Genomic DNA, 25342 nt, shown 5'->3' on the forward strand with positions numbered 1-25342 from the left:
CATGCCAAAGCGTATTGCAATTATTGGGGCGGGCCCAGCAGGTTTGATGGCGGCAGAAGTGTTGAGCCAATATGAGGTTCAGGTCGATGTATTTGAACAAAAACCATCAGCTGCACGTAAGTTCCTGATGGCGGGTAAAACAGGACTGAATATCTCTCATGCAGAACCTGTGGAGCAGTTTATCGGTCGTTATGATCAAGCCCAATGGTTGGCGCCTTGGATTCGTGAGTGGGATGCCGCATGGATTCAAGCATGGATGAAAGGTTTAGGCATTGAGTCCTATGTTGGAACGTCTGGGCGTATTTTCCCGATTGAAATGAAAGCCGCGCCTTTATTACGTGCATGGTTGAAACGCTTGGTTGGATTAGGCATCAAGTTTCATTATCGTCATCAATGCCTCAGCCTCAAAGAGCATACGCTTGAAATCAAGTCTTTGGTCAGTGATCAAGTACATAGCCAGAGCTATGATGCCATTGTCTTGGCCTGTGGAGCAGTGTCATGGTCTCAGCTCGGTAGTGATGGTGCATGGCAAGATTGGTTGGATGGCGATGAAATTGAACCTTTTCAAGCCAGTAATGCTGGGGTAGAACATGAATGGTCAAGCTACATGCAACCCGTTTTCGGTCAACCCCTGAAACGTATCGCAGCATGGGTGGGTGATACAGAAAAAAGTATGGGCGATATCGTGATCACCCATTACGGTCTAGAAAGTGGTTTGGTCTATAAGCAAGGACGAGCGCTTCGCGCACAGCAGAAGCAACAACAGTCTTTAATTTTGAAGCTCGATTTGCTGCCTGATGTCACGGTTCACGAATTGGCTGTACGGTTGAAACCCACGAAAAAACAGTCGTTAAGTAATGTTTGGCGTAAAGCTGGTTTAGATGCAGCCAAGGCAAATTTAGTACGAGAGTTGGTTGCAAAAGAACACTGGAATCACCCTGAACAACTGGCTCAGCAGATTAAGCAACTCCAGATTCCTTTAACAGGTTTTCGTCCGATTGAAGAAGCGATTAGTTGTGCAGGTGGTGTGCGCCGTGAAGTGCTGAGTTCGCAGTTGCAATTAAAATCTAATCCCGCCGTTTTTTTATGTGGGGAAATGTTGGACTGGGATGCACCGACAGGGGGCTACTTACTCACTGCATGTTTTGCAACTGGACGTGCCGCGGGTAAAGGGGTTTTGCAGTATTTGAATGTGGCAAAAAAATCGCCATAAGCAATGCAACTGAAAATCAGCTGTGCTAATTTGAATAAAAAATTCAAGGAGCATCATGATGTCAGATCTTCAGCAGTATGTGGGCAGTTGCCTATGCGGTGCAGTAACTTATCAAATTGATGGGCCGATTGGCGATATTGTCCAATGCCATTGTCAAAAATGTCGCAAGGCCAATGGAACCGCCTATGCAACCAATGCACCGATTGCTAAGGCGGATTTCAAACTGACGTCTGGTCAGGATGTTGTGAAAAAATATGCATCGAGTACAGGCACAGAGCGCTGTTTCTGTGGCAACTGTGGTTCACCGATTATCAGTATTAAGGCCGACACTCCTGACTTTTACCGTTTGCGTATTGGCACTTTAGATACCCCTTTAGCGCAAAAGCCGACACAACATATTTTTGTGGCATCTCAAGCTGAGTGGGACAACATTTGTGATGCATTCCCACAATATGCAGAGCGCCCGTAGTTCATTACTTGAATTCAGGGGATCGAGTGATCCCTTTTTTTTTTCACTTAGTAGCCTGTAGCTGTTATATCTTTTTGCTTAGAGTATTGCGACTGCCAGTGCTCAAGCTGTTCTTGAGCATGAATAAGTTCACCGAGACCTTTCACGTTCTGCTCTGGCGTAGCATTTTTATTCTGGATAATTTTGGCTTGGTTGTCCCAATATTGGTACATCAACGTTTGAATGTAGCGTCCTTGCTCTGTTTTCAAATCCAGCTCTTTCAGCATATTCAGCGCAGACTGAATGTTGTCTTGTTTACGTGTTTTTGCAAACTCATCTGTCAGTGTACCTGCTTCGCGCATTTTGATGAGCTCATCTTCCATTTCGTCACTCATGCTGCTAAAGCGTTGGTCATAGTCGACCAAGAGCGTAATATCGTGTGGATCATCAGCTGTTTGAGCAAAGTTTTTAACGGGTTCGGAGCTGAGTTCTTGCAGAACTTTATCATCGCTCGAAAGCGTGTCTTGTTCAGCACGTTCATCGGCCTTGTTACAGCCTGTCAGGATTAAGCTACCACCTAAAACAAGCGGCAGTAGAACCTTTTTCAATGCAAGAGTATGTGGGTTCATATCGGTGTCCTATTATTCTGCTATTTTTTGAAAGTGATAGGCATAAGTGATGTAAGGAAAACTGATTTCGTCCTGTGGCTGTTTGCCCGTGTACTGCAGCACAATTTGTTCAAACTGATGTTTTAAATCCTGCTGTTGCTCCGTAGGCATTGCGGCAATAAAACTGGTCGAAAGGAGCCGTTTTGACACGACTTGCTCCACTGTACCTGTTTGCTGCTGTGCAAACTGATGCAAGCTTTTAAGCTGAAATAAGGTTTGATGTTCAAAAACTTTTTGCCATAGCCCACTATGATAACGCGGGGTATCTCCTTCTAAAGGAGCGAGCCGTTCTGCCAGGGCATTGACCCAGTCGACTTGAGTGTCGCGTTGATTCCAGACCAAGCCCAAATGCCCTTGCGGTTTTAGGACACGATGGATTTCGTTTAAACTGTCCAGATTGGCAAACCAGTGGAAGGCCTGCGCAGATAAAACGGCATCAATGCTTTGCGAAGGCAGGGGAATATGGTCACTAAAGGCTTGTAAAGTCTCTACCTGTGGATAAGCCAGTTTGAGCTGAGCCAACATTTCGGTGACAGGTTCGATGGCAGTGAGCTGTCCACTATGTGGAATCAGATAAGGCAGAAACTTACCTGTACCCGAGGCAAGATCAATCACATGTGAATCTGTGTTTAAATGCAGTTGCTCGGTGAGCCACGCATGGATCTCTTGTGGATAACTTGGACGCACTTGTTGATAAAGTTCAGCAGCTGCGCTAAACCCGTGTTGTGCCGCAGGATGGAGTAATTGTGTCATATTTTGCGCTTTTTTATCTGCTCTGCATCTATAAAATAACACATTTGGTTCGATGAAATCGCTTATGCTGTATGGAACGAACATGACCTCACTTTATAGGAATGAAATCTCTCAGCATGGACATGGCGAAACAAATTATTTTTGAAGATGAACAGATTCGTGTCATTTTTTTACAGGGTTCATCGGACGAACTTATTTTCTCTTTTGGCGACCTGATTACCCGTGCCAAGGGAACGTCGATCAATGCAGAAAAGTCGCTGGCGAAGTTTGGCTTCAATGTGGTTGGCATTATGCCAAAACAAAAGTCATGGTTTCCAGAGTCTTCGATGTTGGCTATGTTGGAGGCGATTCGCGCTTGGATTGCGCCCTTTCAAACCCGTATTGCCTATGCAGGGTCAATGGGGGGCTATGCCGCGATTAAATACTCCAAGCTGCTTGGATTTAAGCGCGTGGTGGCCTTGGTACCGCAGTATTCGATCGACCCTGAACAGGTGACGGATAATCGCTATAACATGTTCTATCAGCCTGAGCTGAACCATGACATGCAGGTACAGCCGAAGGATGTCTCGGCAGAGTGTGAATACATCGTTATTTATGACCCTTACTGCCCTGAAGACCGTGCACACTATGAAAAATTACAAACGGTCGTGCCGAATCTGAAAACCCTAAACTTGCCTTTTACAGGGCATGATGCGATTGCCGTTTTAGCCAGTTCAGATTTGCTACATGACTTTCTACGTCATGAGTTTGATGCGCCGTATTTTTATAAAAAAATTCGTGAAGTGAAAAAGAACAGCAAGTTTTATTACCGGAAAGTGATCGAAAACTTGTTGCCACGCCACCGCTTTTCTTTGGGACGCATTCTGAAAAATAATGAGCTTGAGTTAGATGGTCAGTTTTTTGATAGCAAACTCAAACAAAGTATTATCCGCGAGTTACTCAGCAATCGACAAGTGAGCCAGACCGATCTACTGAAACTGGGCATTCAGGTCAATTTGCCACAAGAAAGTAGCTGTCAGTTGATGGATAATTTTGGACATGGTTTAGTGTTCAATATGATCAGTCAGAAAATTGAAAGCTATGCACCAGATGCCATTGCACTGAATCATAAGTTTCTGCTGCCGATTTTTGCCAAGGGCAATGGGTTAGTACATATTTACTATAACGACATGCGCTATACCATCGTCATGAATGACAGACAGATCATGAAATTGGTACATGAACAAGCCGAATTAAGCGCTGGAATGCATCCATTGTTAATGAAAAAATACAGTGATTATTATCTAATTAGCTATAAGCAGTTTAACTTTAGCTGTGATGAATATGGTGGCTTTGATTTGGTCGAGGATATTCCAGAAACAGCGCAGTTTATAGTCTCAAGCGATACTGAATCAGATGTGTTTCTATGATGTGCTCATGTGATTTATTCATATAGGGCTTTGGTCTAAAGCCAAGCTCTTGTTTTCCGTCCTATTTGGTTTAATATGAAACTATTGTTTATATTTTAAACAATACGGATAAAGATCAAATAGGGTGGAAGCAATGCAAAGACATTGGTCGGCTGTATTTATAACATTATTGTTTATTTCAACATCCCAAAGCGTACTGGCACAAAGTTTAGACCCCGCCTATCTGACATTCGGTGGTGGCTTGGTTCTTCTGCTGATCCTGACGTTTTATGTGATTAAACAGATCAGTATTTCTATTCGTATTCATCGTAATAAGCCCGTTAAATAGCGGGCTTTTTTCTGTGTGTGGTGGCTTTTTTTAGGTGGTTAGGGCAGTGTTTACATTGAAAAATGGGGTTGAGTTGGTTTAAATAAGTGCTCTATCATTATGCAGAACAACAGGACGTGAGTAATGAAAGCCGTATTTTTAGATTATGCATCCTTAGATAAAAATGATTTGGACTTTCAAGCACTGCATGCTGTTTTTGATGAACTGATCCTCTACCCAAGTACCGATGCTGAGACGCTTGTTGCGCGTGTGCAAGACGTAGATGTGATTATTAGCAACAAAGTGATGGTGGATGCCGATACCTTAAAACAATGCCCTCAGTTAAAGTTGATTTTAATCTCTGCCACAGGCAGCAATAACATTGATTTGCAGCAAGCCAAAGCACAAGGTGTTGTGGTGTGTAATTGTCAGGGTTATGGTACGGCAGCAGTGGCACAGCACACTTTAATGTTGATGCTCAATCTTGCAACCTCATGCTTGCAATACGACCGTGCAGTGCAACAGGGCGAATGGAATAAAGCTTCGCAGTTTTGCCTACTGGATTATCCAATTATTGAACTTTCCAGTAAGACCTTGGGTATTTTAGGGTATGGGGAATTGGGGCAGGCGGTGGCTAAACTCGCTGAAGCCTTCGGCATGCGGGTTCTGGTGGGCAATTTGCCGAACCGTCCACATGCTGACTCAACACGAGTGAGCTTTGATGATTTGCTAGCGCAATCAGATTTTATCAGTCTGCATTGTCCATTAACCGATGACACGCTTAACCTTATTGATGCTCAAGCTTTCAAAAAAATGAAAAAAAGTGCCTTTTTAATTAATTGTGCACGGGGTGGAATTGTCAATGAAGCAGCTTTGGCAGACGCATTAAAACAGGGTGAAATTACGGGCGCTGCTACTGATGTACTAACCGTTGAGCCACCGAAAGAGGGCAATGTTTTATTAGATGCTGGTCTGTCGAATTTAATCATCACGCCACACAGTGCGTGGGGCAGTGTTGATGCGCGCCAGCGCATGGTGCAGCAGTTGGTGGAAAATGCTCAATCTTTTCAAGCCGGACAGCCAATCCGTCGGGTGAATTAAATCAAATGATGACAACGAAAAAGCCCGTCAGGTGACGGCTTCTTCGTTGTAGTTCTTTTTAAGTTTAGCTTTAATCCTATTTTTTAAATATTAGAAATTTAACAATTTTTAATAAATTTAGGATCGAAATATTGTTGCAGGTGAGTCAAAGTACGCTTTGTATCGCTATTTTCAGGATTCATGAGCATAAAATAACTTTGTTGGCGTGCAAACGCTTGAGCCTTTCCCTCTTCAGCATAAAATCCCCCATTGAGATAGGTCCAATGTGTTTCAAATGCTCGTAGAATTTTATTTTGATGAAAGTAAAAACTGCGTTGGCTTTGGAATGATTCACCATAAATTTCGAGTGTCAGCTTACACTGATCTTTAAGTTGATACAGTGAGGCTTCATTCCCTTCAGTTGATTTATATTCTTCATCCTCAATCATTTCAATAGATTGAAGCTTACGTCCCTCAGCCTCATGACTGTACTGTGGCAATATTAGATACTGTTGTAAAAGATTCAACGTTGCAGCGTGTTGTGGCGTAGGAATTTTAGAATAAGTAAATAACGCTATAAGTACTAAAAATATTCCAATAATGATGCCAATGATTATTTTCATGAAAATTTTTATGATTATGTGGCTTTTATAGGTCGATGCTAGAGCCTAAGCTCAATAACTTCAAAAGTTTTTTTGTTTTTTAGTCAAAAGCCCATCAACTGATGGGCTTTTTTTTCATTAAAGCTTAGTCACTTTAATTTCTTCTTCTGCTTGAGCAGGTGTAAAGGAAGATGGTGCTTGGATAATCGTAGGTTCATTTACTGTTTGAGGTGTGACAGGTTGTGGAGATGAGACTGAAGGCGCTTGAACCGCAGGAGCATCTACGGGTGCAGATGACGGTTGACTCAAGCTACCTTGGTAAATGGGAGCGGGTTGATCCGTTTGACCTGTGATCACTTGCTTGGTTTCATGCAACTTTTTATTCACATTTTGGGTGACTTGTTGTCCTGTTTCTTTGGCTTGTTCTGCGGTGTTGTTGGTGATGGTTTTTGCGCTGTCCAAGGCTTTGTGTGCAGAAGGGCGAATTTTTTGGATGCCTTTTTCTGTTGCAGTACCGACTTTTTCCGCCGTGTTAATCACACCTTCTTGCGTTTTATAAGCCCAAACGTGAAAGATGTTGGGGTTTTTACCATAAGGCGTAATAGGCTTTTGCACCTGCTGAGTAGTGGTTTCTGTTTGTGCCCATACACCTGCTGTTGTCATTAAAAGAGCGCAGAAGAGTGTTGTTTTCATCATGTTCATAGAGCAGTGTACCTCTTGGGCTATCGTGCATAAATCAGCGTTTTAGCATAAAGCCTCTTTGTGTGAATTTCATGTGCTTGGTTGTAAATAAGCGTAGTGTGCAAATGTCTATAGCGAAAAAAGAGCCCAGCATGTGGGCTCTCTCAACTCTGGAGGAGTTTAACTTTTACTGCGCGCCAACGGCAGCATCCGCAGATGAACCGACTTTGGCTTTAGCGACAGGCGTGTCTACTTGGAGCTGAGCTTGCCCATTTAAGTCAGCACGTTTGGGTTGACCACTGACAGCCTGCTTAGTTTCCTGCCATTTTTGTTTGGTCGCTTGTTGGCCTTGTTTCGCTTTATCCGCTATATAGTGACCACTTTTTTTGGTGTTATGCTCAACAGACTGTTTAACGTCACCAGCCTTATCTTTTACGACAGCTGATTTTTCAGCTGAAAATTTTTTGGTGTCTTGCCATTTTTCTTTACTAAATGCTTTGGTTTTGTCGACACCATGCTCAACCGTTTCACCTGTCGCATGCGTGGCATGTTTGACATCATGTTTTAAGTTTTGCAATACGCTTGGCTGCGAGGTTTGAACTTGAACATTTGCCGATGTATTGGCTGTGGTATTTGCAAATAGGGAAGTGGAGGCTAAAAGTGCAGTGGTTAAAGCCGAAGCGGTGAGTGCTTTTGTTAAAACTTTCATCTTTGATTTTCTACCTCTTATGACAGAACCCGATGAGGAGTTCAGAACAGCAGTCATCATAGACAGAAATGAGCTCAAAAATAGCGTTTGATATGAAAGTCGCACAATGCGGCAACAGCGCATGAACAATAGGCTGAAAATTGTATCGTTCAGTTAATTCATTAAAATTATGTAAGTTTATGCGTGGTCGTTGTTTTAAATGTAAAGAGTATAGAGACTGATGTTGAAATAAAAGACACGAAGCGGAAGGCATTTGAGAAAAAGTCATCACTGATGTTGCGCCAGTGATGACGATTTGCTTAGTTACATTGCGCTAAGGCTTCTTTTGCAAAGTGATTACGTAGTGCGAGGAAGTTTTTCTGTACTTCTGCATCGTGTAATTCAAATTTGGTTGCTGTGCTTGTGCCATCGAGTGCAAAGGTTGCTGAGCCACCTGTGATGAGGGTGTAGTCACGGAACGCCCACTGTTCTACGACTTTGCCTGCTTTGAGGTTGCCAGTAAATTCGATGACACATTTGTCTTCAAATTTAGTCAGTTTTGCTTTGTTGTTCGTCGTGTCCGGATAAACTTCAATGTCTTGGACTTCTTGTAATACACCCGCTGTCAACTGTGGAATCGTTGGCTGAGATGTACATGCTGTAATAGAAAGGGTAGCAAAAGTAGCGAAAAGTACAGTTTTTAATTTCATAAGGTTCGTTCTTGTTGCGAGTTGTTAAGTTGAGTATAGGGAATTGAGGCCTTATTGCAAATATTCATCTCGGAGTATGAGTAAATTAATACAATTTAAGGAAGATTGTTCTAGATATAGAATTTCAGAAATTTTAATTTTGGTGAAAAGTGTCTTAGTGTCGTGATTAACCAAAACTACATGATTGTGTGAATTAAGAATGAAAACAATATATCTAGATACAAATTATTTAACTCTTTCAAAGCTATTTGTAAATTCAATAAGGCAGTTGTCTTTTCATTTAATCAGAAATGCCAAGTTGTGTTTGGCTCAGTAGAGATATTTTTATGCTGTTCTAAACCACAGGTGCATTGGGATTAGTCGGTGTCGTTGAGCAAGCGGTGAGGGCGATAGATATGGTAAGAATTAGTCCTTTAAATTTCATAAAGTTCTTTTTTGTTGAGTGCTGTTGTTTTTAGTAGAGAGGAGTAAATAAAAGAAGACTATGGTTTATGTGACTTTTCAATTGGTTAATTTGGGTTATATAAAAAGTTAAAAGTGATGAAAGTTCTATGCTTTCATCACTTTTTTGTTAGCTTGATTGTGTATAAATATATTTAAATACTTTGCCAAGTTTGTAATGCTAGATTATATAGGTCATCTGCTCGTTGATTGATCGCTTCTTCATCCCATGATGTCAGAGCTAAATAGGGAGTTAATGTTTTTAAGCCTTGAGCATATTCATTTAAGCCCTTAGATTTTTTATTTCCAACTTTCTTTATATCCCAATTCGCATTTTTAATAGATGAATTTAAGGAGTGAGTTAAAATAGCTAAATTTCCTAGATTTAAAATAACTTGATTACGAATATCATAGTTTTGAGCGGCTCCCCAGTTTGTTTCCCATTTTTTTGGCATCAAATGTTCTAAGGTATATTCCTTTATATTCAATAAAGCAGTCGATGATTTGGAGCTGTGTTGTGCAGTTTCCAATAAATAGATAATTCCTAAAGCTTGTTTATTTATTAGTGAAGAGTTTTTGAAACCTTGTAATAAATCTTCATCATTTGGAAATTTGTGTGTGCTATCGACTTTTTTCATATGGGTGATGAAAGAGGAAGTATTTAAAATATTTTTTTCAATCAACTCAATGAATAATTTACTATATGTCTTTGTGCTTTCTTTTGTGATGATTCGACGTATTAAATAGGACTCAATTATGCCAAAAATTTCATTTTGATCGGTTATATCAGTTACATTTTTTAAAATAAATAAAATATATGGGATTAGTGTGGTTGTATCTAGTGCAAATATGATTGTTTGTATTCGTGAGATGCTAGATTCTGATGGGGTTGTATCATTTAATGATTCATAATTGAAATTTTTTTTAAAAATTTCAGCATATGCTTTTATTTCTTCCAAAGATTCCTTCGATTGAAGAGTATTTTTTAAGTATTTATCATTATATGTTTTGTAGGATTGGAATAAATCTTCGACTTTGAAGAAGTCTGATTTATCAAAGGTAGAAATGGATAAATTGGTTTGATTACTTTTAATCTGAAGGTAGGAGAATAGAAAAATATCACTAAAAGTTCGTTTATTAGTGTGTAGCTCAGTATCCCAATATTCAATGGTGTCTTTATCTTTTTCAAAGATGGGCTGCCAATAATCTACATAATCTTGAATAGTCTCTGAGTTAAAAAGATAATTTTTTAGGAGTTCTGCTGTAGTTAAACGGACACCTAGTGAGTTGATAGTATCAAAAATTAATTGTTCATTGTCATCATAGGATAAATCAATGCCAACAAAAACAATGTTATCAAGTAAATCGTAAATATCTAAATCTTGTTGAAGTGTTGAATCAATTTTACTTTTAAAAAAATTATAGGCTTTTGTGATTTGATCGATTACAGGAATTTCATCTAAAGATTCTAAATTTAAAATTTTATTGAATGATGCAAGATCATGTCGATTATGGATTAATATATTTTCATGAGGTTTTTTTTGTTTTTTAAAAACTTGTTGAAAATCAGAGAGGGAATCCTCTTTTAAGCATAAAACTTTAAAAAATATATTTAAAGTAGTTAATCTTTGCTGACCATCGATAACGGTCCTTTTTTCATCGGAATTAGAGGGGGTTGGTTGTTGTTTTAAAATCACAGAGCCTAAAAAATATGGTCTCTTTGTTGCTGAAATATGGATCATGTCATCAAGAAAGCGTTCCCATTCTTTTTCATCCCAAACATAATTTCTCTGGAAAAAAGGAATTTCTAAATTACGTCCTCTATTAAACACTTCTCTAATGGTTCGTTTTCCTGCTTCCATTTTATTCTCTATATTAATAAAAAAACCCACTTATTTAAGCAGGTTTTTTATTTTATTTCAAATAATTAGCTTAGTGCTGCAACACGGAAATATCCGCAACACTGGTAAACAAATCACGTAACTGAGCCAGTAAACGTAAACGGTTAGCTTTCAATTCAGTATCATCTGCCATCACCATCACACCTTCAAAGAAGGCATCAATTGGTGCACGAAGTGCTGCTAACTTAGAAAGTGCAGCGGTGTAGTCTTTTGCAGCCAAAAGCGGTTGAACCACAGGCAGAATAGCTTGAATCTCTGCATAAAGCGCTTTTTCTGCATCTTCAACCAGTTTAGATTCAACAATTTCGCCAGTAGGTGCAGCTTCTTTCGCTAAAATATTGGCAACACGTTTATTCGCAGCAGCCAAAGCAGCAGCTTCAGGCAAACTACGGAAATGATTCACCGCAGTTACACGCTTATCAAAATCAAGAGGTGATTTTGGAGAAAGTGCTTGAACGGCTTGAATCACATCAACAGCAACGCCTTGGTCTTCATACTTCGCACGGTAACGCCCTTCAAGGAATGCAACCGCATCCGCCAAAGTTTTGTCATGGTCTTTCAATACATCGCCATAAGTAGCCAAAGCAAGCTTGATCAATTCTTCAATCGAAACATCAAGATTTTTTTCAGTCACTAAACGCAAAATACCAATCGCAGAACGACGTAAAGCAAACGGGTCTTTTGAACCTGTAGGCGCTTGACCAATACCAAAAATACCGGTGAGCGTATCTAAACGGTCGGCAAGGGCAATCGTAGTACCTGTCTTGGTTTGTGGTAATACATCACCAGCAAATTTAGGTAAATATTGCTCACCTAAAGCTTCCGCAACTTCATCATTCTCGCCTTCAATACGTGCATAGTAAGTGCCCGCAATCCCTTGAAGCTCTGGGAATTCTCCCACCAATTCAGAAGTTAAATCACACTTTGCAAGAAGTGCTGCTTTTTCAGCATCGGCAGGATTTGCACCTGTGATTGCAGATAAAGCCACAGCCAATTTAGCAATACGTTCAGATTTATTCCATAACGTACCTAACTGTGCTTGGAAAACCATATTGGCGAGTTTTTCTTTACGAGATGCAAGCGGTTGCTTTTGGTCTTGTAAGAAGAAGAATTCAGCATCAGACAAACGAGGGCGTACAACTTTCTCATTTCCTTCAATAATTTGAGTCGGATCTTTAGACTCAATATTTGAAACGGTGATGAAATAAGGCTGTAATTTGTTATCGCTATTCACCAAACAGAAATACTTTTGGTTATCCTGCATGGTGGTAATCAATGCTTCTTGAGGCACAGCAAGGAAACGTTCTTCAAAGCTTGCACGAAGCGCAACAGGCCATTCAACCAATGCCGTTACTTCATCACGTAAATCAGCAGGAACGATGGCAATCGCATTGACCTCATCCGCAAGGGCTTTAACTTGTTGATCTATGATCGCTTGACGCTCTTCAAAATTCGCCACAACTTTTGCCGCACGAAGTGCATCTAAGTAAGCATCTGCATTGGCTAAAGTAATCGCTTCAGGCGCATGGAAACGATGACCATAAGTCACATTCGCTGCTTTGTGATCTTGAATTGTTGCATCAACCACATCGTTATCTTTTAGTAATACCACCCATTTTACAGGACGAACGAATTCAGTACGGCTTGCCGCAGAACGCATACGTTTTGCAATTGGAAGATTATCCAGTGCAGTTTGTAAAATTTGTGGCAGTAAAACGTCAAGACTTTGGCCTTTGACATCTTTTAAGTAGCAAACTTTTTCAACTTTACCTGCTTGGAAAGTTGAAACTTGATCCGCAGTAATGCCTTGACCACGCATAAAGCCTTCAAGTGCTTTGGTTGGTTTGCCTTCTGCATCATAAGCTGCTTGTACAGCAGGGCCGTCAAAACGTTTTTGAGTATCTGCTTGCGCACCATCTACATTGATAATTTTCAATGCTAAACGACGCGGCGCTGCATACGCTTCAATCGCTTCAAAAACTAAACCTGCATCATTTAAACCTTTGATGGTTTCAGTTTGCAATGCATCACGTAAAGTTTTTAAGCTTTTTGGTGGGAGTTCTTCACAGCCGAGTTCAAATAAAATGGTATGTTTAGACATTATTTGTTCTCCGCTGATTTTTCTGCTTGAGCCGCTTCCGCTTCAACCTGAGCTTTCAATTGAGCCAAAACTTCATCACGTAAATGAGGTTCTGCCATCGGGAAGCCAAGTTTGGCACGCGCAGCTACATAACTTTGTGCAATTGAACGTGCCAAAGTACGTACACGTAAAATATAACGTTGACGTTCAGTCACAGAAATCGCACCGCGTGCATCGAGTAAGTTAAAGCTGTGTGATGCTTTAATGACTTGTTCGTAGGCAGGAAGAGGCAGTTCAGCTTCCATTAAACGTGTTGCTTCTGCTTCATAGAAATCGAATAATTCAAACATTTTTTCAACGTTGGCATATTCAAAGTTATAGGTCGATTGCTCAACTTCATTTTGATGGAATACATCGCCATAAGTCACAGTACCGAATTGACCTTTGGTCCAAACCAGATCGTAAACTGAATCGACACCTTGTAGGTACATGGCTAAACGTTCAAGACCGTAAGTGATTTCACCGGTCACTGGGTAGCATTCAACACCACCGACTTGTTGGAAGTAGGTAAACTGAGTCACTTCCATACCGTTGAGCCAAACTTCCCAACCTAAGCCCCATGCACCCAGTGTTGGAGATTCCCAGTTGTCTTCGACAAAACGGATGTCGTGAGTCAGGGTATCAATACCAATGGCTTTTAACGAGTCTAGATACAGTTGTTGGATATTGTCTGGGTTGGGTTTCAGTACTACTTGGAACTGGTAATAGTGTTGTAAACGGTTTGGGTTTTCGCCATAACGGCCATCTTTAGGACGACGTGAGGGTTGAACGTATGCTGCGTTCCAAGTTTCAGGCCCAAGTGCGCGTAAGAATGTTGCAGTGTGGAATGTCCCTGCACCCATTTCCATATCGTAAGGTTGTAAAATCACACAACCTTGTTCAGCCCAGTAGTTTTGTAAGGCAAGAATTAAGCCTTGGAATGTATCAATATGCGATATGGCGCGACTCATGCAGCATCCATTATAAATATAAGAAAAAATTGGTTCTAAGTATAAGGATTTTAGGTGGGAGTGGCAAAGGGATTTATTTTTTCTCTAGATCCCCAATATGAATCACATAGTTCTTGAAATTTAGGGTGATTTAAAAGGGGTTTTAAGTCAGGATCTGTTTCAAAATCATAGCGTGTAAAATAACTTTCGGTATCTAGATGATTCTGTTTAAGGGTTTGTTCTAGTAGATTTAAGCTCGTCTCAATATTGTCTTTCAACATCTCTAAACATGATTCGTTAAATAAAGTTCTACTAATAATATTGTTCATATTGTTTTTATATTCATTGGTTGTTTTAAGCTTATTCAGAGCATTCTCAGCTTCTTGAAGAAAGTTAGATTGATTGGGTAAATTATTTTCTTTTTGAATGCGATAAATGGTTAAACAAGCATGGCTAAGTATAATTAAGATCCAAAAAAGATTAGGTCTGTTTTCTAATGCTTCAAGTAAATGCTTTTTCAATGTAAAAAGATTCTCTAATCTTTCTTGAAAGAGATGTTTGTATTGAGATGGTTTAGCGCGTTCCTTAAAATTATAGGAATCTTCTAGGTCTGAAAGTTTGAAAATTTTATAAGAAAACTTTTGAAATTCATATTGTTCAAATTCTTTTGAATAGCTGATTTCCTCCAACTGTTTTGTATAATCATGGATAAATTTTTGATAAAAATCGCCTAATTGTTGATGAGTATTAAATTTTATTTCATCAAGATAGCGTTGTGATAGCGCTTTAGGGTTTTCGATAAAATTTAAACTGCATTCTAAGTTTGTAGTAATTTGTAGAAATGTAGAATCGGCATCACAGCCATAAATGACTTTACATTCTTCATCATTTTCTAAGAAATGATGACTTTTTTCTTGTAAAACATGATCGCCATATTCTAACCAATATAACCAATTATTATATGGACGAAGTTCATCTAGTGCTTTCATGAGAGGATCATTTTCACCGCTATATCCAGCTATAATCCAAGGCTGTTTACAGCCTGTTGCAAGAACAACTTTTTGTAAAATTGGATCATGTGTATTTAATTGTGAAGATGTATTTCTTTGGACCTGACCTGCATGTTGCCCATTAAGATAAATAATACAAGGGTTATCAAAGAGTTCAGGATTGATTTGAGAGACTGAACCTAGATCATAGATAGAAGGCAGTGGATACATGCCAACCATATAACAAGCGTTAATCAATAAAGGATCAAAGTTGGTTGTCAAAATACGCTTGATATAACCTTGTTTTAATAATTCTGCGATAGCCAAGTGCGCAAAATTTAGTTTAGCTTTAGGGATACTTTTTTCTTCATCACCATGAATATACCAGTTAAAAATCTTTTTACGGTGAACAGACGATAGTTTACTCATAATGTCGTTGTATTGAAGTTTGCTTAAATCTTCTTGAGCAAAACGTAGTTCTTCTTCGGTAAAATAATTTGGAAAATTCTCAATTGCTATTTTCATTAATTTAAAAGCAGGTGGAATACCCGCAGAAACAGAAATGCCTGCACCGACCAGTAAGATTGCACCACCATCTTCTTTTGCGTCTTGTAGTGAGGCTGCTAAATGTTTTAAAAGTTTTTCGCGTTGATTTTCTTTCATTGATGTTTTTGGTTGTAATGTTGGTCTTATATTAAAGGAAAAATGTATCAAAGAAGTCAGGGATTTTATTATATTAAATTCTCCACAATAAAACCAAGAATACACCATGCGAAAATTATATCCCCATATCTTTATTATGTTGACTACGTTAAGTGGAGTGGCTCAGGCCCAGCAGCAAGAGGTCGAGCCAGATATTTATAATCAATGTGTTGAGCAGACCGTTCAGGCTTTACAGCTTGCCAGTATTAACAATAGTGTGGTGGAGATCTGTTCAGAACGAGCCAAACACCTTGATGAAAAGAAAATCGTATCCTTACTCGATCAAATTCGTGTGCAAAGTCAGCAGGATAGCCAGCCAGAACGTTATCAAGCCATTTTGAAATCACAACGCTTGTGGAAAGCCTATGTCGAGCAAGAGTGTGATAATGCGGGGCAGTATGTTGGATCTCCCATGTATGCCTTTTGTCCAATGCAACAGTATGCTGACCAGGTTGTGCAGTTACAACAATATGTTCACTAAAGAATCCAGCAGAATTACTCATAAAAATAAGATGTAAAATAGATGCATCTTATTGCTGAGACCACGTATAATTTTGCACCAGTTGAGTGCGAAAAAATAGAAGGGTGGCTGTGTTTCATATGCAACTTGAATGGTTAAATACCTTAAAACCGAATTTTAAAGTGTTACCGCTAAAGGAAAGAATGCTCTGTGGTCTGGGTGCATTATTGGGTTTAGCCTTGTCTTCGCTTATCAGCTGGTGGGTGTTGGGGGGAATTAATGCATGGTATATCGCACCGATGGGAGCATCTTCTGTACTGCTTTTTGCTGTGCCTGCCAGTCCTTTGGCTCAGCCTTGGAATATGGTTGTTGGCAATATTATTGCGGGTATTATTGGGGTCAGTTGCGCACTCTATATTCCTAATTTAACGGAAGCATTTAGTATTGCTGTTGCATTATCTATTTTTTTAATGATGACGACAGACTCATTACATCCGCCAAGTGGTGCTGTAGCAATCACTGCTGTTCTGGGGGGAGATGTAGTACATCAGTTAGGATATTATTTTATTGCTTATCCTGTATTGCTTAATTCTGGGGTATTGCTGTGCATTGCAGTTGTCTTTAATCGTTTAATTGGGCGTCAATATCCGCAAGTTGCGACCCAGCTTAATCGGCGCTCCAAAGATCCAACACCAACTCAGAAAGTGACGATCCAACCCGAGGATATTCATCGCGTTTTAGCGAAAGAAACACAGTTACTCGACATTAGTGAATATGATTTACAAAAATTGATTTTAAAGGCCCAAGCTCAAGCGGATACGCGTTTTCAGATAGACTTACGTTGTCAGGACATCATGAGTAAGGATGTACTGTGCTTATACGATGATGAAGATATCCAGGTTGCTCTAGAGAAATTTAAACAGATTAATTTAATGAGTTTGCCAGTGTTGAATCGTGCAGGAAATTTATGCGGTACTTTGGCTTTATATGAGGTCGTGGAGTGGTTCCAGAAGGCGACGGACTTACGTACATCTTGGCAAGATCAGGTGAAGCATATTATGAGTCGTCAAGTGGTGACCGTACAGCCAGATCAAGCACTGCAAGATTTAATTCCTTACTTTGTTGAGCGTTCTTTTAACTATATCCCTGTGGTTGAAAACAAAGTCTTGGTCGGTATTATTAGCCGAGCAGATATGATTGCAGCCTTATACCGCCAATTGCAGCATCGCTAAGTCGTGTGAATGTTGTAGGCAAAAAAAAGCTACGACACTTTGGGGGAAGATGTCGTAGCATAAAAAGAAACTTTTTTGAGACGAAAGACAGCGTTTATGGGTTGCGATGATCTGGGTTAACGGTACGCATTGTATTGTGATAACCAGCTTGAGCCTGTGGAGAGTGCTCAATATAGTCTTTTTGTTTAGGCATCACTAACCAAAGGATGAGATAAACCAAAATTCCAGGGAATGCGGCACTCAATAGTGAAATGGTGATGAAAACAATACGAAGTAAATTTGCGTTCCAACCAAAACGTTCAGCAATACCACCCATCACACCAGCAATCATGTTTGAGCGGTTAGAGCGATATAAACCAACATTGGCCATCTAGGTCTCCTTAAAATATAAAATGTGAGTTACTTGATGAACTCATACTTTAAAAATGGTGACACAAATACGTTTTTAAAGGTGCTGGAGGCAATTAAAAAGTAAAGTTATGTAACTTACGAAAAGCTTGGGTTTTATACGGATTAAAATGTCCCGCGCTTATGTATTCAGCTTTAGCCATGAAAACGAATTAAGTGTTAAGTATAGTGAATGGTTGGAATAGAAACTCATGATTTGTATGGAAATAAATCACGTTGATGTGGTGAGTGTGGAATGAACTTAAAACCAGAACATCAAGGGGTAATGCCTATATTACGACGAGGAATCGTGGTGGGGCTTATTGGTGTATCGCTATTTGGTTGTGATAATGGGCATTCCGAGGCATCACAGCAACATGAGCCTACCAGCATGAAAGATACACCTGCTAAGAATGAACATTCTGGTAAAAAGCTGACGGAAGTCGCTGGACGCGCCACCATGCAGGATGACTCAGATTATGCACCGCGTAAGCTCGATATTCGTGAGCAGCAGTTTATCGGCCGTTATCGTACACAAATTCAATGTGATGGCTATTTTTTCCCATGTGAAACAGGGAAAGCTGATTTCATTCTGAATTTTTTGCCCGATGGTACGGTACACCGCAGTATTGTCCGTTTAGGGAAGGTTTTTTCTGAAAAACAACGGCCAGGTTTTACACACTTAAATTATCGCCGTGATACGTGGACCATGGACAAAGAACGGACTGAGCTGATTGTGCATCGTAAGGAAGGCCTGAATTTCTATTATCGAGTGATTGATGCACAGACTCTACAGATGGATTTGAATAAAAGTAATAATTTAGATGAAAATAACCAAAAGTTGTATGCACGTGGTTTTCCAAAGTTAGAGCGGGCATATACTTTAAAACGTGAGCCAAATAACTAAGATATTGTATTCTATGGTCATTTATTTGCTAAAGCAGAGTCTTTGTTGATACTGAGATATATCGTAAAAGGAGAGATTGTTCTTTGAAGATAATGCTGAATATATGAAGCACTATTGAAGAATTATAAGAAAGGATTTAGATAAATGGTGGGTCGTCCGCGATTCGAACGCGGGACCAACGGATTAAAAGTCCGCTGCTCTACCAGCTGAGCTAACGACCCTGAGCAAGGTGTACGAAGAAATATTCGCTGAAAGTTTAAAAAAGGATTTTAAAGCATTCGAACCTGAGCAGGTTTGTAAAACAAGATTTTACAAAAAGATGGTGGGTCGTCCGCGATTCGAACGCGGGACCAACGGATTAAAAGTCCGCTGCTCTACCAGCTGAGCTAACGACCCATCAAGGGTATCAAAGAAGTGGTGGGTCGTCCGCGATTCGAACGCGGGACCAACGGATTAAAAGTCCGCTGCTCTACCAGCTGAGCTAACGACCCATATCATTTGATGGAGCGTATTGTAGCAAGATATGCATCTGGCGCAAGTAAAAAATCGCAAACTTGTTGATGTTTGATTATAAATACAACAAATTTGCGATTATCAAGTTAAAAAACAAACAATTTGAACTTAGAACCGATACTGGTAGGCTTGAATATTATCAAAGACTTCCTGTGTGATATCTGTATATGCACTGCTGTTTGGAAGTAAAACCAATAAGCGTTCACTGGTTTTGGCTGGGTCAAAAGCCTGTTCTTTGAGTTTGCTTTTTTGGTATTTAAATGTACCTGTCGTTTCGACCTGTTTTTGTATGCGTAAAAAGACGGGTACAGCATAAGCTGGAAGACATTTTTTAAATGTGGCAAACATTTGCGCTAAGTCTTGCGTATTGAGTTCAGCCCCGTCTGTTAGCGTAATTGCAGCCATCCCCGCACGACCGTTGGTGTTCGGTATTTCAACACCGTAGACGACTGCTTCTGTAATTTTGTCATATTCGCAAACCATGTTTTCTACTTCAGTTGTAGACACATTTTCACCTTTCCAGCGGAAAGTATCACCTAAGCGATCTACAAATTGAGCATGGCGGAAACCAATATCACGGACCAAGTCACCAGTGTTGAAATAGGCATCTCCAGATTTGAAAACGTCTTTTAAAATTACCGATTTATTTTTTTCAGGGTCGGTATAGCCATCGAAAGGGGAGCGACGGGTAATTTTTCCAATGAGTAAGCCTACTTCCCCTTTTTTGACTTTGATGCAGTGGCCTTCATCATCATGTATCGGTGCATTTTTCTCTTTATCAAACTGAATAATGGCATAAGGGGTTGGTGAGAAACCGACAGTATTGTCAAAGTTAAAAACATTGCTAAAGCCGACATTACCTTCGCTTGAGGCATAAAGTTCTAAAATTTCTTCAATACCAAAGCGTTGTTTGAATTTATCCCAAATATTGGGGCGCATACCATTGCCGATCATTTTAGTAACACGATGGCCTTTTTCTAGCTCAGATGGCGGTGCATCCATGAGGTAGCGACACAGCTCACCGACATAGCCAATTGCTGAAGCATCAAACTTTTGTACGTCTTTCCAAAATGCAGAGGTGGAATATTTACGACGCAAAGCCAAGGTTCCAGCCCCTGCAATTACACCGCACCAACACACCACAATGCCTGTCGCATGATATAGCGGCAAGGTGACATACATGACATCATTTGGGCCAAGGTTAAGCACGTGACCATAAGTACCATAAGCCAATGTCCAGCGACTATGTGTGAAAATAACCGCTTTAGGTAGGCCAGTTGTGCCCGAAGTATAAATATAAAATAAGCCGTCTTTACCTATGACACTGTTCGTGGTTGGTGTATTAAATTTGGCGAAGGTATCAATTTTTTCAGCAAGGTTACTAAAACCTTTTGGGGCATGAGCTGCTTCTTTTTGTGTTTCTTGGTCGGCAAACCAGTAGAAGCGATCGGTCGGAACATTTAAATCTTGGCGGATTTCATCAACCACCGCACGGCACTCCTCACCTACGATGACAGCAATTGGGTTCACCAGATTAATGCTATGGGCCAAAACTTTGCCGACTTGCGAGGTATTTACAAGAGCAGTGGTCACTCCAATTTTTGCTAGGGCAATTACGGTTGCCACTAGTTCAGGGCGGTTTTCAATCATCACAGTGATGACATCGCCTTTTTTTGCCCCAATAGATAAATAGTAGTGTCCAATCTGATTTGCCCATTCATTCAGCGCTTGGTAACTAAATTTTTGATCTTCAAAAACTAAAGCTAGGCCTAATGGATTACGTTTCACTGCTTTTTCAAAAGCAATGCCCAGTCCTGTCGGGGTGTTCGGCGTACGTAAATATGCTTGCTTTAATCCACTGAGTAAGTTGGGGACTTTACTGATGAATTGGGGAAGTTTTGCTGCAACGTCGGTAATACCAATGAGGTCATGAGATGGGTGTTGGCTCATATGAATCCTAATTATTTTATGCAATCCAATGCGTTTGAGTAGTGCTCAGTTTATACACTTGTTCTTTTAATCTTTTCGGTCTAGTGCAATCAACCTAATCCGACAAAAATAACAAAAAAACCTAGCCACTGGCATGACTAGGTTTTTAAAATTTACAGCTCTAAGGCGAATTACGACTCAGTTGGACTGGCCTTTTTCGGTGGACGCCCACGTGGACGACGCGGACGAACTGGCTTGTCTTTATCAGACTTATCTGATTCGTCAGCTTCTGCTGAAGTTTCAGCTTTCTCTGCTGCATCTTCAGTTATTTTCGCAGCTTTTTGCGCTTTAGTTGGTGCTACAACTGGTGCTTCTTCAACTACTGGCGCTTTAGGTTCTGCCTCAGCTGTTTCAGCGAATGCTGCCACAACTGTGTTTTCAGATTGAACCTCAGCTTCAACAGGGCTTTCCTGAGTCGTTTCAACTACGGGAGTTTCTTCGACTTGAGCTTCAGGTGCCTCCACTTGCGCAGCTGCAACAGTTTCTTCAGGAGCGGTCACATCAGCAACAGGTGCAGTTTCACGTGCTTGTTTCACTTGATCCAAGGCTTGTTCAGCAGCAAGTTTTGCTAAACGACGACGCTCGCGAGGGTCATTTGCAACACGCTTTTCTGACTCAGGCTTTGGTGGTGTTAAGTCCAAGACTGCAACAGGTTCTGCTTCAGGTTGTGCTTTGGCAACTTCAACATCACGTGTGACAGGTTTTTTCTCAGCTTCTACAGCAGGCGTTGAAGCTGTTTTGCTTAACGTTGCAGCATACTCTTCAGTAAATTTCTGAAGAGCACGGTTGAAGGTTGGAATTAAGCCAAATTGCTCAATCAACACTGAACAGTCTTCACCATAGACATGACGAATCAAGCTGCTGATGGTGTACTGTCCTAACGTTGGTACCTGTGAAGGTGTGAGTTTCGGTGCTTCAGCTTGCTGTGCCTGGGCAGCGCGTTGTTGGCGACGGCGTTGACGTGGATCATTGCTGGCACGTTTTACGCTTTCACGTGGTTTCTGCTCTGCGTGGTGTTCAGCTGGAGCTTCTACAACCTCAGGTGCTTTTGCTGGTTCAACCGTCTCTGCTTTTAGATCAACCTCTGCTTTCACAACAGCAGCTTGCTGAGGCTTGGTTTCAGTTGTCGTTTGAGCTGGTGTTAACGCCACGATTTCACTTTGCGCTTGATCGACATTGACCACATGGGCTGTTGTGATCATCTCTTGACGCGGTGCTTCAATCAGCTCAACTTTGAGTTGAGGTTCTTGAGCGACCACTGGCGCTGTTTCAACCGCTTGCTCGTTCAGGACGCTTGGGTCGCGGTGGCGATTTGGACGCTCTGGACGTGGTTGGTTGCGACGGTCACGACGTGGCATTGTATTTTGTTGTTCATTTTGAACATCATTACTTTGCTGTTGTTCACCGTGTTGGCGACGTGATGAACGCTTGTTTTCACGCGGTTCTTGGCGTTGCTGTTCACTACGCTCAGGACGGTCACGGTCTTGGCGTTGTTGCTCGTTACGCTCAGAACGTTGTTCATAGCGATCTTGACGTTGTTGCTCTTGACGTGGTACTTGCACAATTTCTTCATGAACTTGGTTTTCATGTTGTGCATTTTGCTCGCGAGGCTCTTTATGTTTAGAACGCTTTTTATTGTGGCGTGTACCGCGTTCCTCTTTCTCGACATGCTTCTCTTCACGGTGTTCAGATTTTGCATGTACAGGAGCAGAAGTCATGTACGCGTTATTGCTTGGTGTTGTTACTGTTGGGACGGCAACTTGACCAAATTGGCCGCGACTGACCGCACCACCATTGACCATTTGTTCAATGGCCGCAGCAGCATTGTTTGCAGAGCGTGATTGATCAACAGTTGCAGCTTGTTTTTGTACAAACAAGTTTTCTAACCAAGCACATGGGCTGCTTGATGCTACAGACGGTGCTGGAGCAGGTTGAGCTGTTTGTTGCGGGTTATTATTGCGTTGCTTTTTATTGCCTTTTTCTTGTTGTGCAGGCACTGCCGGAGCGGCGTGTTGATGTGCGTGATCTGCACCATCCAAATGCCATTCTGATGACTCGTAGCCCAACTCTTTTTCGCTTGAACGCGTTGCTTCTGTACGTTCATAACTGGTTGGTGCAAAGCCTTCAGGGTTATACGAAATTTCGTAATGTGGTGTTTCTAAGTGTGGGTGTGGAAGCACAGTCACACGAACACCAGAGGTTTGCTCTAGGTAAACTAGAGTATGACGCTTTTCATTCAATAAGAAGGCTGCAATTTCAACAGGCACTTCAACTTGAACTTCGCCATGACGTTCACGTAGTGCAATTTCTTCGACTTTACGCATGATTGAAAGTGAAAGTGAACGTAGATCACGAACCATACCTGTGCCATGACAGCGCGGGCAGACATAACCTGTTGCTTCTTCAAGCGAAGGGCGTAGACGTTGACGGCTCATTTCCATCAAGCCAAAACGAGACAATTGACCGAATTGGATACGGGCACGGTCGCTTTGTGTTGCTTCGCGAAGTTTCGCTTCAACCATACGTTGGTTGCGGTCTTTGATCATGTCGATAAAGTCGATGACAACTAAACCACCAATGTCGCGTAAACGCAGTTGACGTGCAATTTCTTCTGCTGCTTCAAGATTGGTATTGAGCGCTGTATCTTCAACGTCACTACCACGGGTTGATTTTGCAGAGTTAATATCAATAGAAACCAAAGCTTCTGTTTGGTCAATCACGATTGAGCCACCAGAAGGCAACTTCACTTCACGTTCATAAGCTGTTTGAATTTGGCTTTCGATACCAAAATGAGCAAATAACGGTTCATTCAAGGTATAGGTTTTTAACTTGTCGATTTGACGAGGCATCACTGCTTTCACGAAGTTATACGCTTCGTTATAGGCTTGTTCTGAGTCAATTAAGATTTCAGCAACATCATCACGTAAATAATCACGAATTGCACGTGTCACCACGCCCGCTTCCTGATGAACCAACATTGGTGATGGACCAGAACTTGCTGTGTTTTGGATTTGTGCCCAAAGATCGAGTAAGTGTTGTAGGTCAAGCTGTAGTTCTTCTTGAGAACGCCCAATCCCTGCGGTACGAACAATTACGCTCATACCACGTGGAACATTGAGTGAAGCCAACATTTCTTTCAGTTCGTCACGCACAGAACCTGAAATTTGACGACTAATACCACCACCTTTTGGATTGTTTGGCATGAGTACCAAATAGCGACCCGCTAAAGAGATGAAGGTAGAAAGGGCAGCACCTTTGTTGCCACGTTCTTCTTTCTCCACTTGAACCAAAAGCTCTGTGCCTTCAGTAATCAATTCGCGAATGTTTGAAGTTTGGCGTGGGTCTGCTTGATAATATGAGTTTGCGATTTCGCGCATAGACAAGAAGCCTTGACGTCCTGCACCATATTCGACAAAGACAGCTTCTAAAGAAGGTTCAACGCGAGTCACGTGACCTTTATAGATATTAGATTTTTTTTGTTCACGGGTACGATTCTCTAAGTCAAAATCGTAAAGACGCTGCCCAGTGACAAGTGCAACGCGAATTTCTTCGGCATGTGTTGCATTAATCAACATACGTTTCATGGGTGTAACACCTAATAGTGATACACAACAAATTATCGCTAAAACACGTAGCGAACATCAAACATCACGGACCAATTTTGCTCAGATCTCAAATAAACCGATTGTGGTCTGAGTTTTATTACCTGCCTTTTTGATCGGCTTCGGTTTTGATTCACATATTGATGATGGCAATACGGCTTCAATCTTTAAACGATTAAAGTCTCCTGCGCGTTTCACTGGCGGACAAGCGGTGCATTGGATGTAAGTAACTTTCACTGTCACATTTGCTCGAAGAGCAACCCTTCTTTTTGGATAGGGTGTCTTGATACGGAATTATCATCGTATCTTTACAACTGTACAGATCCATATGCATCAACGCTGTGGCCTGAATACGAGATCAGGGAGCGACTAATCTGATGTGTATCAGTTTACGTTTAAAAACCAACTTGAGGTTGGTCACATATTTTTTTGGGGCAAACTGATTTATGTGCAGATGCACAATTAAACCTAACAGTTTGCAGTTTTGCCGATATAATAAGCCTTCGGCGTCGGCATAATTCTTTTGGGACCGTTCCAAGCTGAGTTGAGTTTTTCTTAATTATCCAATTTAAAATTGAAATGATTAAGCTT

The 25342-nt window shown here is 40.9% G+C and carries 21 protein-coding genes and 3 tRNA genes; 8 read left to right on the forward strand and 16 right to left on the reverse strand.

Features of this window, described 5'->3' with window-relative positions:
• Window position 1: 1 nt before the first annotated feature.
• Together DPG01_RS04175 and DPG01_RS04180 are read left to right on the forward strand one after the other, a co-directional pair.
• Entirely contained in the window at window positions 2-1213 is a 1212-nt protein-coding gene (locus tag DPG01_RS04175; RefSeq protein ID WP_110974280.1) for a TIGR03862 family flavoprotein, read from the forward strand.
• A 58-nt stretch (window positions 1214-1271) separates the two neighbouring features.
• Entirely contained in the window at window positions 1272-1682 is a 411-nt protein-coding gene (locus tag DPG01_RS04180; protein WP_110974281.1) for a GFA family protein, read from the forward strand.
• 47 nt (window positions 1683-1729) lie between these two features.
• On the opposite strand, the gene DPG01_RS04185 is transcribed toward DPG01_RS04180, so the two are convergent.
• Window positions 1730-2290, reverse strand: a complete 561-nt coding sequence (locus tag DPG01_RS04185) for a hypothetical protein (RefSeq protein ID WP_110974282.1) — start codon at window positions 2288-2290, stop codon at window positions 1730-1732.
• Between the two features lie 12 nt (window positions 2291-2302).
• A complete protein-coding gene (locus DPG01_RS04190) occupies window positions 2303-3082 on the reverse strand; it encodes a class I SAM-dependent methyltransferase (RefSeq protein ID WP_110974283.1) in 780 nt (259 codons plus the stop codon).
• A gap of 122 nt (window positions 3083-3204) precedes the next feature.
• Between DPG01_RS04190 and DPG01_RS04195 the strand changes: the two genes are divergently transcribed.
• From DPG01_RS04195 to DPG01_RS04205, 3 genes are all read left to right on the forward strand, one after another.
• Window positions 3205-4491, forward strand: a complete 1287-nt coding sequence (locus tag DPG01_RS04195; protein ID WP_171327347.1) for a hypothetical protein — start codon at window positions 3205-3207, stop codon at window positions 4489-4491.
• Window positions 4492-4624: 133 nt separating this feature from the next.
• Window positions 4625-4819, forward strand: coding sequence for a hypothetical protein (locus DPG01_RS04200; RefSeq protein ID WP_086209641.1), 195 nt, complete (start codon window positions 4625-4627; stop codon window positions 4817-4819).
• A 123-nt stretch (window positions 4820-4942) separates the two neighbouring features.
• On the forward strand, window positions 4943-5899 hold the full coding sequence (locus DPG01_RS04205; RefSeq protein WP_110974285.1) for a 2-hydroxyacid dehydrogenase: 957 nt from the start codon (window positions 4943-4945) through the stop codon (window positions 5897-5899).
• A gap of 98 nt (window positions 5900-5997) precedes the next feature.
• Here DPG01_RS04205 and DPG01_RS04210 read toward each other — a convergent pair whose 3' ends face one another.
• From DPG01_RS04210 to DPG01_RS04250, 8 genes are all read right to left on the reverse strand, one after another.
• Window positions 5998-6501, reverse strand: a complete 504-nt coding sequence (locus DPG01_RS04210) for a hypothetical protein (protein WP_110974286.1) — start codon at window positions 6499-6501, stop codon at window positions 5998-6000.
• Window positions 6502-6618: 117 nt separating this feature from the next.
• On the reverse strand, window positions 6619-7182 hold the full coding sequence (locus DPG01_RS04215) for a hypothetical protein (RefSeq protein WP_110974287.1): 564 nt from the start codon (window positions 7180-7182) through the stop codon (window positions 6619-6621).
• Window positions 7183-7348: 166 nt separating this feature from the next.
• Window positions 7349-7870 (reverse strand): hypothetical protein, encoded by a 522-nt coding sequence (locus DPG01_RS04220; protein WP_110974288.1) that lies wholly within the window; start codon window positions 7868-7870, stop codon window positions 7349-7351.
• Between the two features lie 299 nt (window positions 7871-8169).
• Window positions 8170-8559 carry a hypothetical protein gene (locus DPG01_RS04225; RefSeq protein WP_086209636.1) on the reverse strand — a complete coding sequence of 130 codons (390 nt, stop codon included), beginning with the start codon at window positions 8557-8559 and terminating at the stop codon, window positions 8170-8172.
• A 596-nt stretch (window positions 8560-9155) separates the two neighbouring features.
• The gene (locus DPG01_RS04235; RefSeq protein ID WP_110974289.1) at window positions 9156-10862 is read right to left on the reverse strand and encodes a DUF262 domain-containing protein; all 1707 of its coding nucleotides are present in this window, start codon (window positions 10860-10862) and stop codon (window positions 9156-9158) included.
• Window positions 10863-10932: 70 nt separating this feature from the next.
• Complete coding sequence (gene glyS, locus DPG01_RS04240; RefSeq protein WP_110974290.1) at window positions 10933-13002, reverse strand: glycine--tRNA ligase subunit beta; 2070 nt, start codon at window positions 13000-13002, stop codon at window positions 10933-10935.
• Window positions 13002-13991: a glycine--tRNA ligase subunit alpha gene (gene glyQ / locus DPG01_RS04245; RefSeq protein ID WP_086209633.1), complete on the reverse strand. Its 990-nt coding sequence runs from the start codon at window positions 13989-13991 to the stop codon at window positions 13002-13004. Before glyQ ends, glyS begins: the two co-directional genes overlap by 1 nt.
• A gap of 50 nt (window positions 13992-14041) precedes the next feature.
• A complete protein-coding gene (locus DPG01_RS04250) occupies window positions 14042-15730 on the reverse strand; it encodes an SIR2 family NAD-dependent protein deacylase (protein ID WP_228156959.1) in 1689 nt (562 codons plus the stop codon).
• A gap of 28 nt (window positions 15731-15758) precedes the next feature.
• On the opposite strand from DPG01_RS04250, the gene DPG01_RS04255 reads away from it, so the two are divergent.
• A complete protein-coding gene (locus tag DPG01_RS04255) occupies window positions 15759-16142 on the forward strand; it encodes a lysozyme inhibitor LprI family protein (protein ID WP_228156960.1) in 384 nt (127 codons plus the stop codon).
• A gap of 110 nt (window positions 16143-16252) precedes the next feature.
• Complete coding sequence (locus DPG01_RS04260; protein ID WP_110974303.1) at window positions 16253-17353, forward strand: HPP family protein; 1101 nt, start codon at window positions 16253-16255, stop codon at window positions 17351-17353.
• Between the two features lie 94 nt (window positions 17354-17447).
• Here the strand turns inward: DPG01_RS04260 and DPG01_RS04265 are convergent, their stop codons facing one another.
• Window positions 17448-17723 carry a PspC domain-containing protein gene (locus tag DPG01_RS04265; RefSeq protein ID WP_086209631.1) on the reverse strand — a complete coding sequence of 92 codons (276 nt, stop codon included), beginning with the start codon at window positions 17721-17723 and terminating at the stop codon, window positions 17448-17450.
• 273 nt (window positions 17724-17996) lie between these two features.
• Between DPG01_RS04265 and DPG01_RS04270 the strand changes: the two genes are divergently transcribed.
• A complete protein-coding gene (locus tag DPG01_RS04270) occupies window positions 17997-18647 on the forward strand; it encodes a hypothetical protein (RefSeq protein WP_110974293.1) in 651 nt (216 codons plus the stop codon).
• A gap of 145 nt (window positions 18648-18792) precedes the next feature.
• Here DPG01_RS04270 and DPG01_RS04275 read toward each other — a convergent pair.
• The 5 genes from DPG01_RS04275 to DPG01_RS04295 form a co-directional block, all read right to left on the reverse strand.
• Window positions 18793-18868 (reverse strand) — tRNA-Lys (locus DPG01_RS04275).
• 99 nt (window positions 18869-18967) lie between these two features.
• Window positions 18968-19043, reverse strand: a tRNA-Lys gene (locus DPG01_RS04280).
• Window positions 19044-19062: 19 nt separating this feature from the next.
• A tRNA-Lys gene (locus DPG01_RS04285) sits at window positions 19063-19138 on the reverse strand.
• A gap of 130 nt (window positions 19139-19268) precedes the next feature.
• Window positions 19269-21110, reverse strand: coding sequence for a long-chain-acyl-CoA synthetase (locus DPG01_RS04290; protein WP_110974294.1), 1842 nt, complete (start codon window positions 21108-21110; stop codon window positions 19269-19271).
• A gap of 170 nt (window positions 21111-21280) precedes the next feature.
• Window positions 21281-24733: an Rne/Rng family ribonuclease gene (locus DPG01_RS04295; protein ID WP_110974295.1), complete on the reverse strand. Its 3453-nt coding sequence runs from the start codon at window positions 24731-24733 to the stop codon at window positions 21281-21283.
• Window positions 24734-25342: the final 609 nt, after the last annotated feature.

Source organism: Acinetobacter sp. WCHAc060042, from assembly GCF_003231195.1.
Taxonomy (GTDB): Bacteria; Pseudomonadota; Gammaproteobacteria; order Pseudomonadales; family Moraxellaceae; genus Acinetobacter.

Excerpts from the sequence above, each read along its gene's own strand:
- DPG01_RS04175 (WP_110974280.1), top strand. The coding sequence starts at position 2 with ATGCCAAAGCGTATTGCAATTATTGGGGCGGGCCCAGCAGGTTTGATG.
- DPG01_RS04180 (WP_110974281.1), top strand. The coding sequence starts at position 1,272 with ATGTCAGATCTTCAGCAGTATGTGGGCAGTTGCCTATGCGGTGCAGTA.
- DPG01_RS04185 (WP_110974282.1), bottom strand. The coding sequence starts at position 2,290 with ATGAACCCACATACTCTTGCATTGAAAAAGGTTCTACTGCCGCTTGTT.
- DPG01_RS04190 (WP_110974283.1), bottom strand. The coding sequence starts at position 3,082 with ATGACACAATTACTCCATCCTGCGGCACAACACGGGTTTAGCGCAGCT.
- DPG01_RS04195 (WP_171327347.1), top strand. The coding sequence starts at position 3,205 with ATGGCGAAACAAATTATTTTTGAAGATGAACAGATTCGTGTCATTTTT.
- DPG01_RS04200 (WP_086209641.1), top strand. The coding sequence starts at position 4,625 with ATGCAAAGACATTGGTCGGCTGTATTTATAACATTATTGTTTATTTCA.
- DPG01_RS04205 (WP_110974285.1), top strand. The coding sequence starts at position 4,943 with ATGAAAGCCGTATTTTTAGATTATGCATCCTTAGATAAAAATGATTTG.
- DPG01_RS04210 (WP_110974286.1), bottom strand. The coding sequence starts at position 6,501 with ATGAAAATAATCATTGGCATCATTATTGGAATATTTTTAGTACTTATA.
- DPG01_RS04215 (WP_110974287.1), bottom strand. The coding sequence starts at position 7,182 with ATGAACATGATGAAAACAACACTCTTCTGCGCTCTTTTAATGACAACA.
- DPG01_RS04220 (WP_110974288.1), bottom strand. The coding sequence starts at position 7,870 with ATGAAAGTTTTAACAAAAGCACTCACCGCTTCGGCTTTAACCACTGCA.
- DPG01_RS04225 (WP_086209636.1), bottom strand. The coding sequence starts at position 8,559 with ATGAAATTAAAAACTGTACTTTTCGCTACTTTTGCTACCCTTTCTATT.
- DPG01_RS04235 (WP_110974289.1), bottom strand. The coding sequence starts at position 10,862 with ATGGAAGCAGGAAAACGAACCATTAGAGAAGTGTTTAATAGAGGACGT.
- glyS (WP_110974290.1), bottom strand. The coding sequence starts at position 13,002 with ATGTCTAAACATACCATTTTATTTGAACTCGGCTGTGAAGAACTCCCA.
- glyQ (WP_086209633.1), bottom strand. The coding sequence starts at position 13,991 with ATGAGTCGCGCCATATCGCATATTGATACATTCCAAGGCTTAATTCTT.
- DPG01_RS04250 (WP_228156959.1), bottom strand. The coding sequence starts at position 15,730 with ATGGTGTATTCTTGGTTTTATTGTGGAGAATTTAATATAATAAAATCC.
- DPG01_RS04255 (WP_228156960.1), top strand. The coding sequence starts at position 15,759 with ATGTTGACTACGTTAAGTGGAGTGGCTCAGGCCCAGCAGCAAGAGGTC.
- DPG01_RS04265 (WP_086209631.1), bottom strand. The coding sequence starts at position 17,723 with ATGGCCAATGTTGGTTTATATCGCTCTAACCGCTCAAACATGATTGCT.
- DPG01_RS04270 (WP_110974293.1), top strand. The coding sequence starts at position 17,997 with ATGAACTTAAAACCAGAACATCAAGGGGTAATGCCTATATTACGACGA.
- DPG01_RS04290 (WP_110974294.1), bottom strand. The coding sequence starts at position 21,110 with ATGAGCCAACACCCATCTCATGACCTCATTGGTATTACCGACGTTGCA.
- DPG01_RS04295 (WP_110974295.1), bottom strand. The coding sequence starts at position 24,733 with ATGAAACGTATGTTGATTAATGCAACACATGCCGAAGAAATTCGCGTT.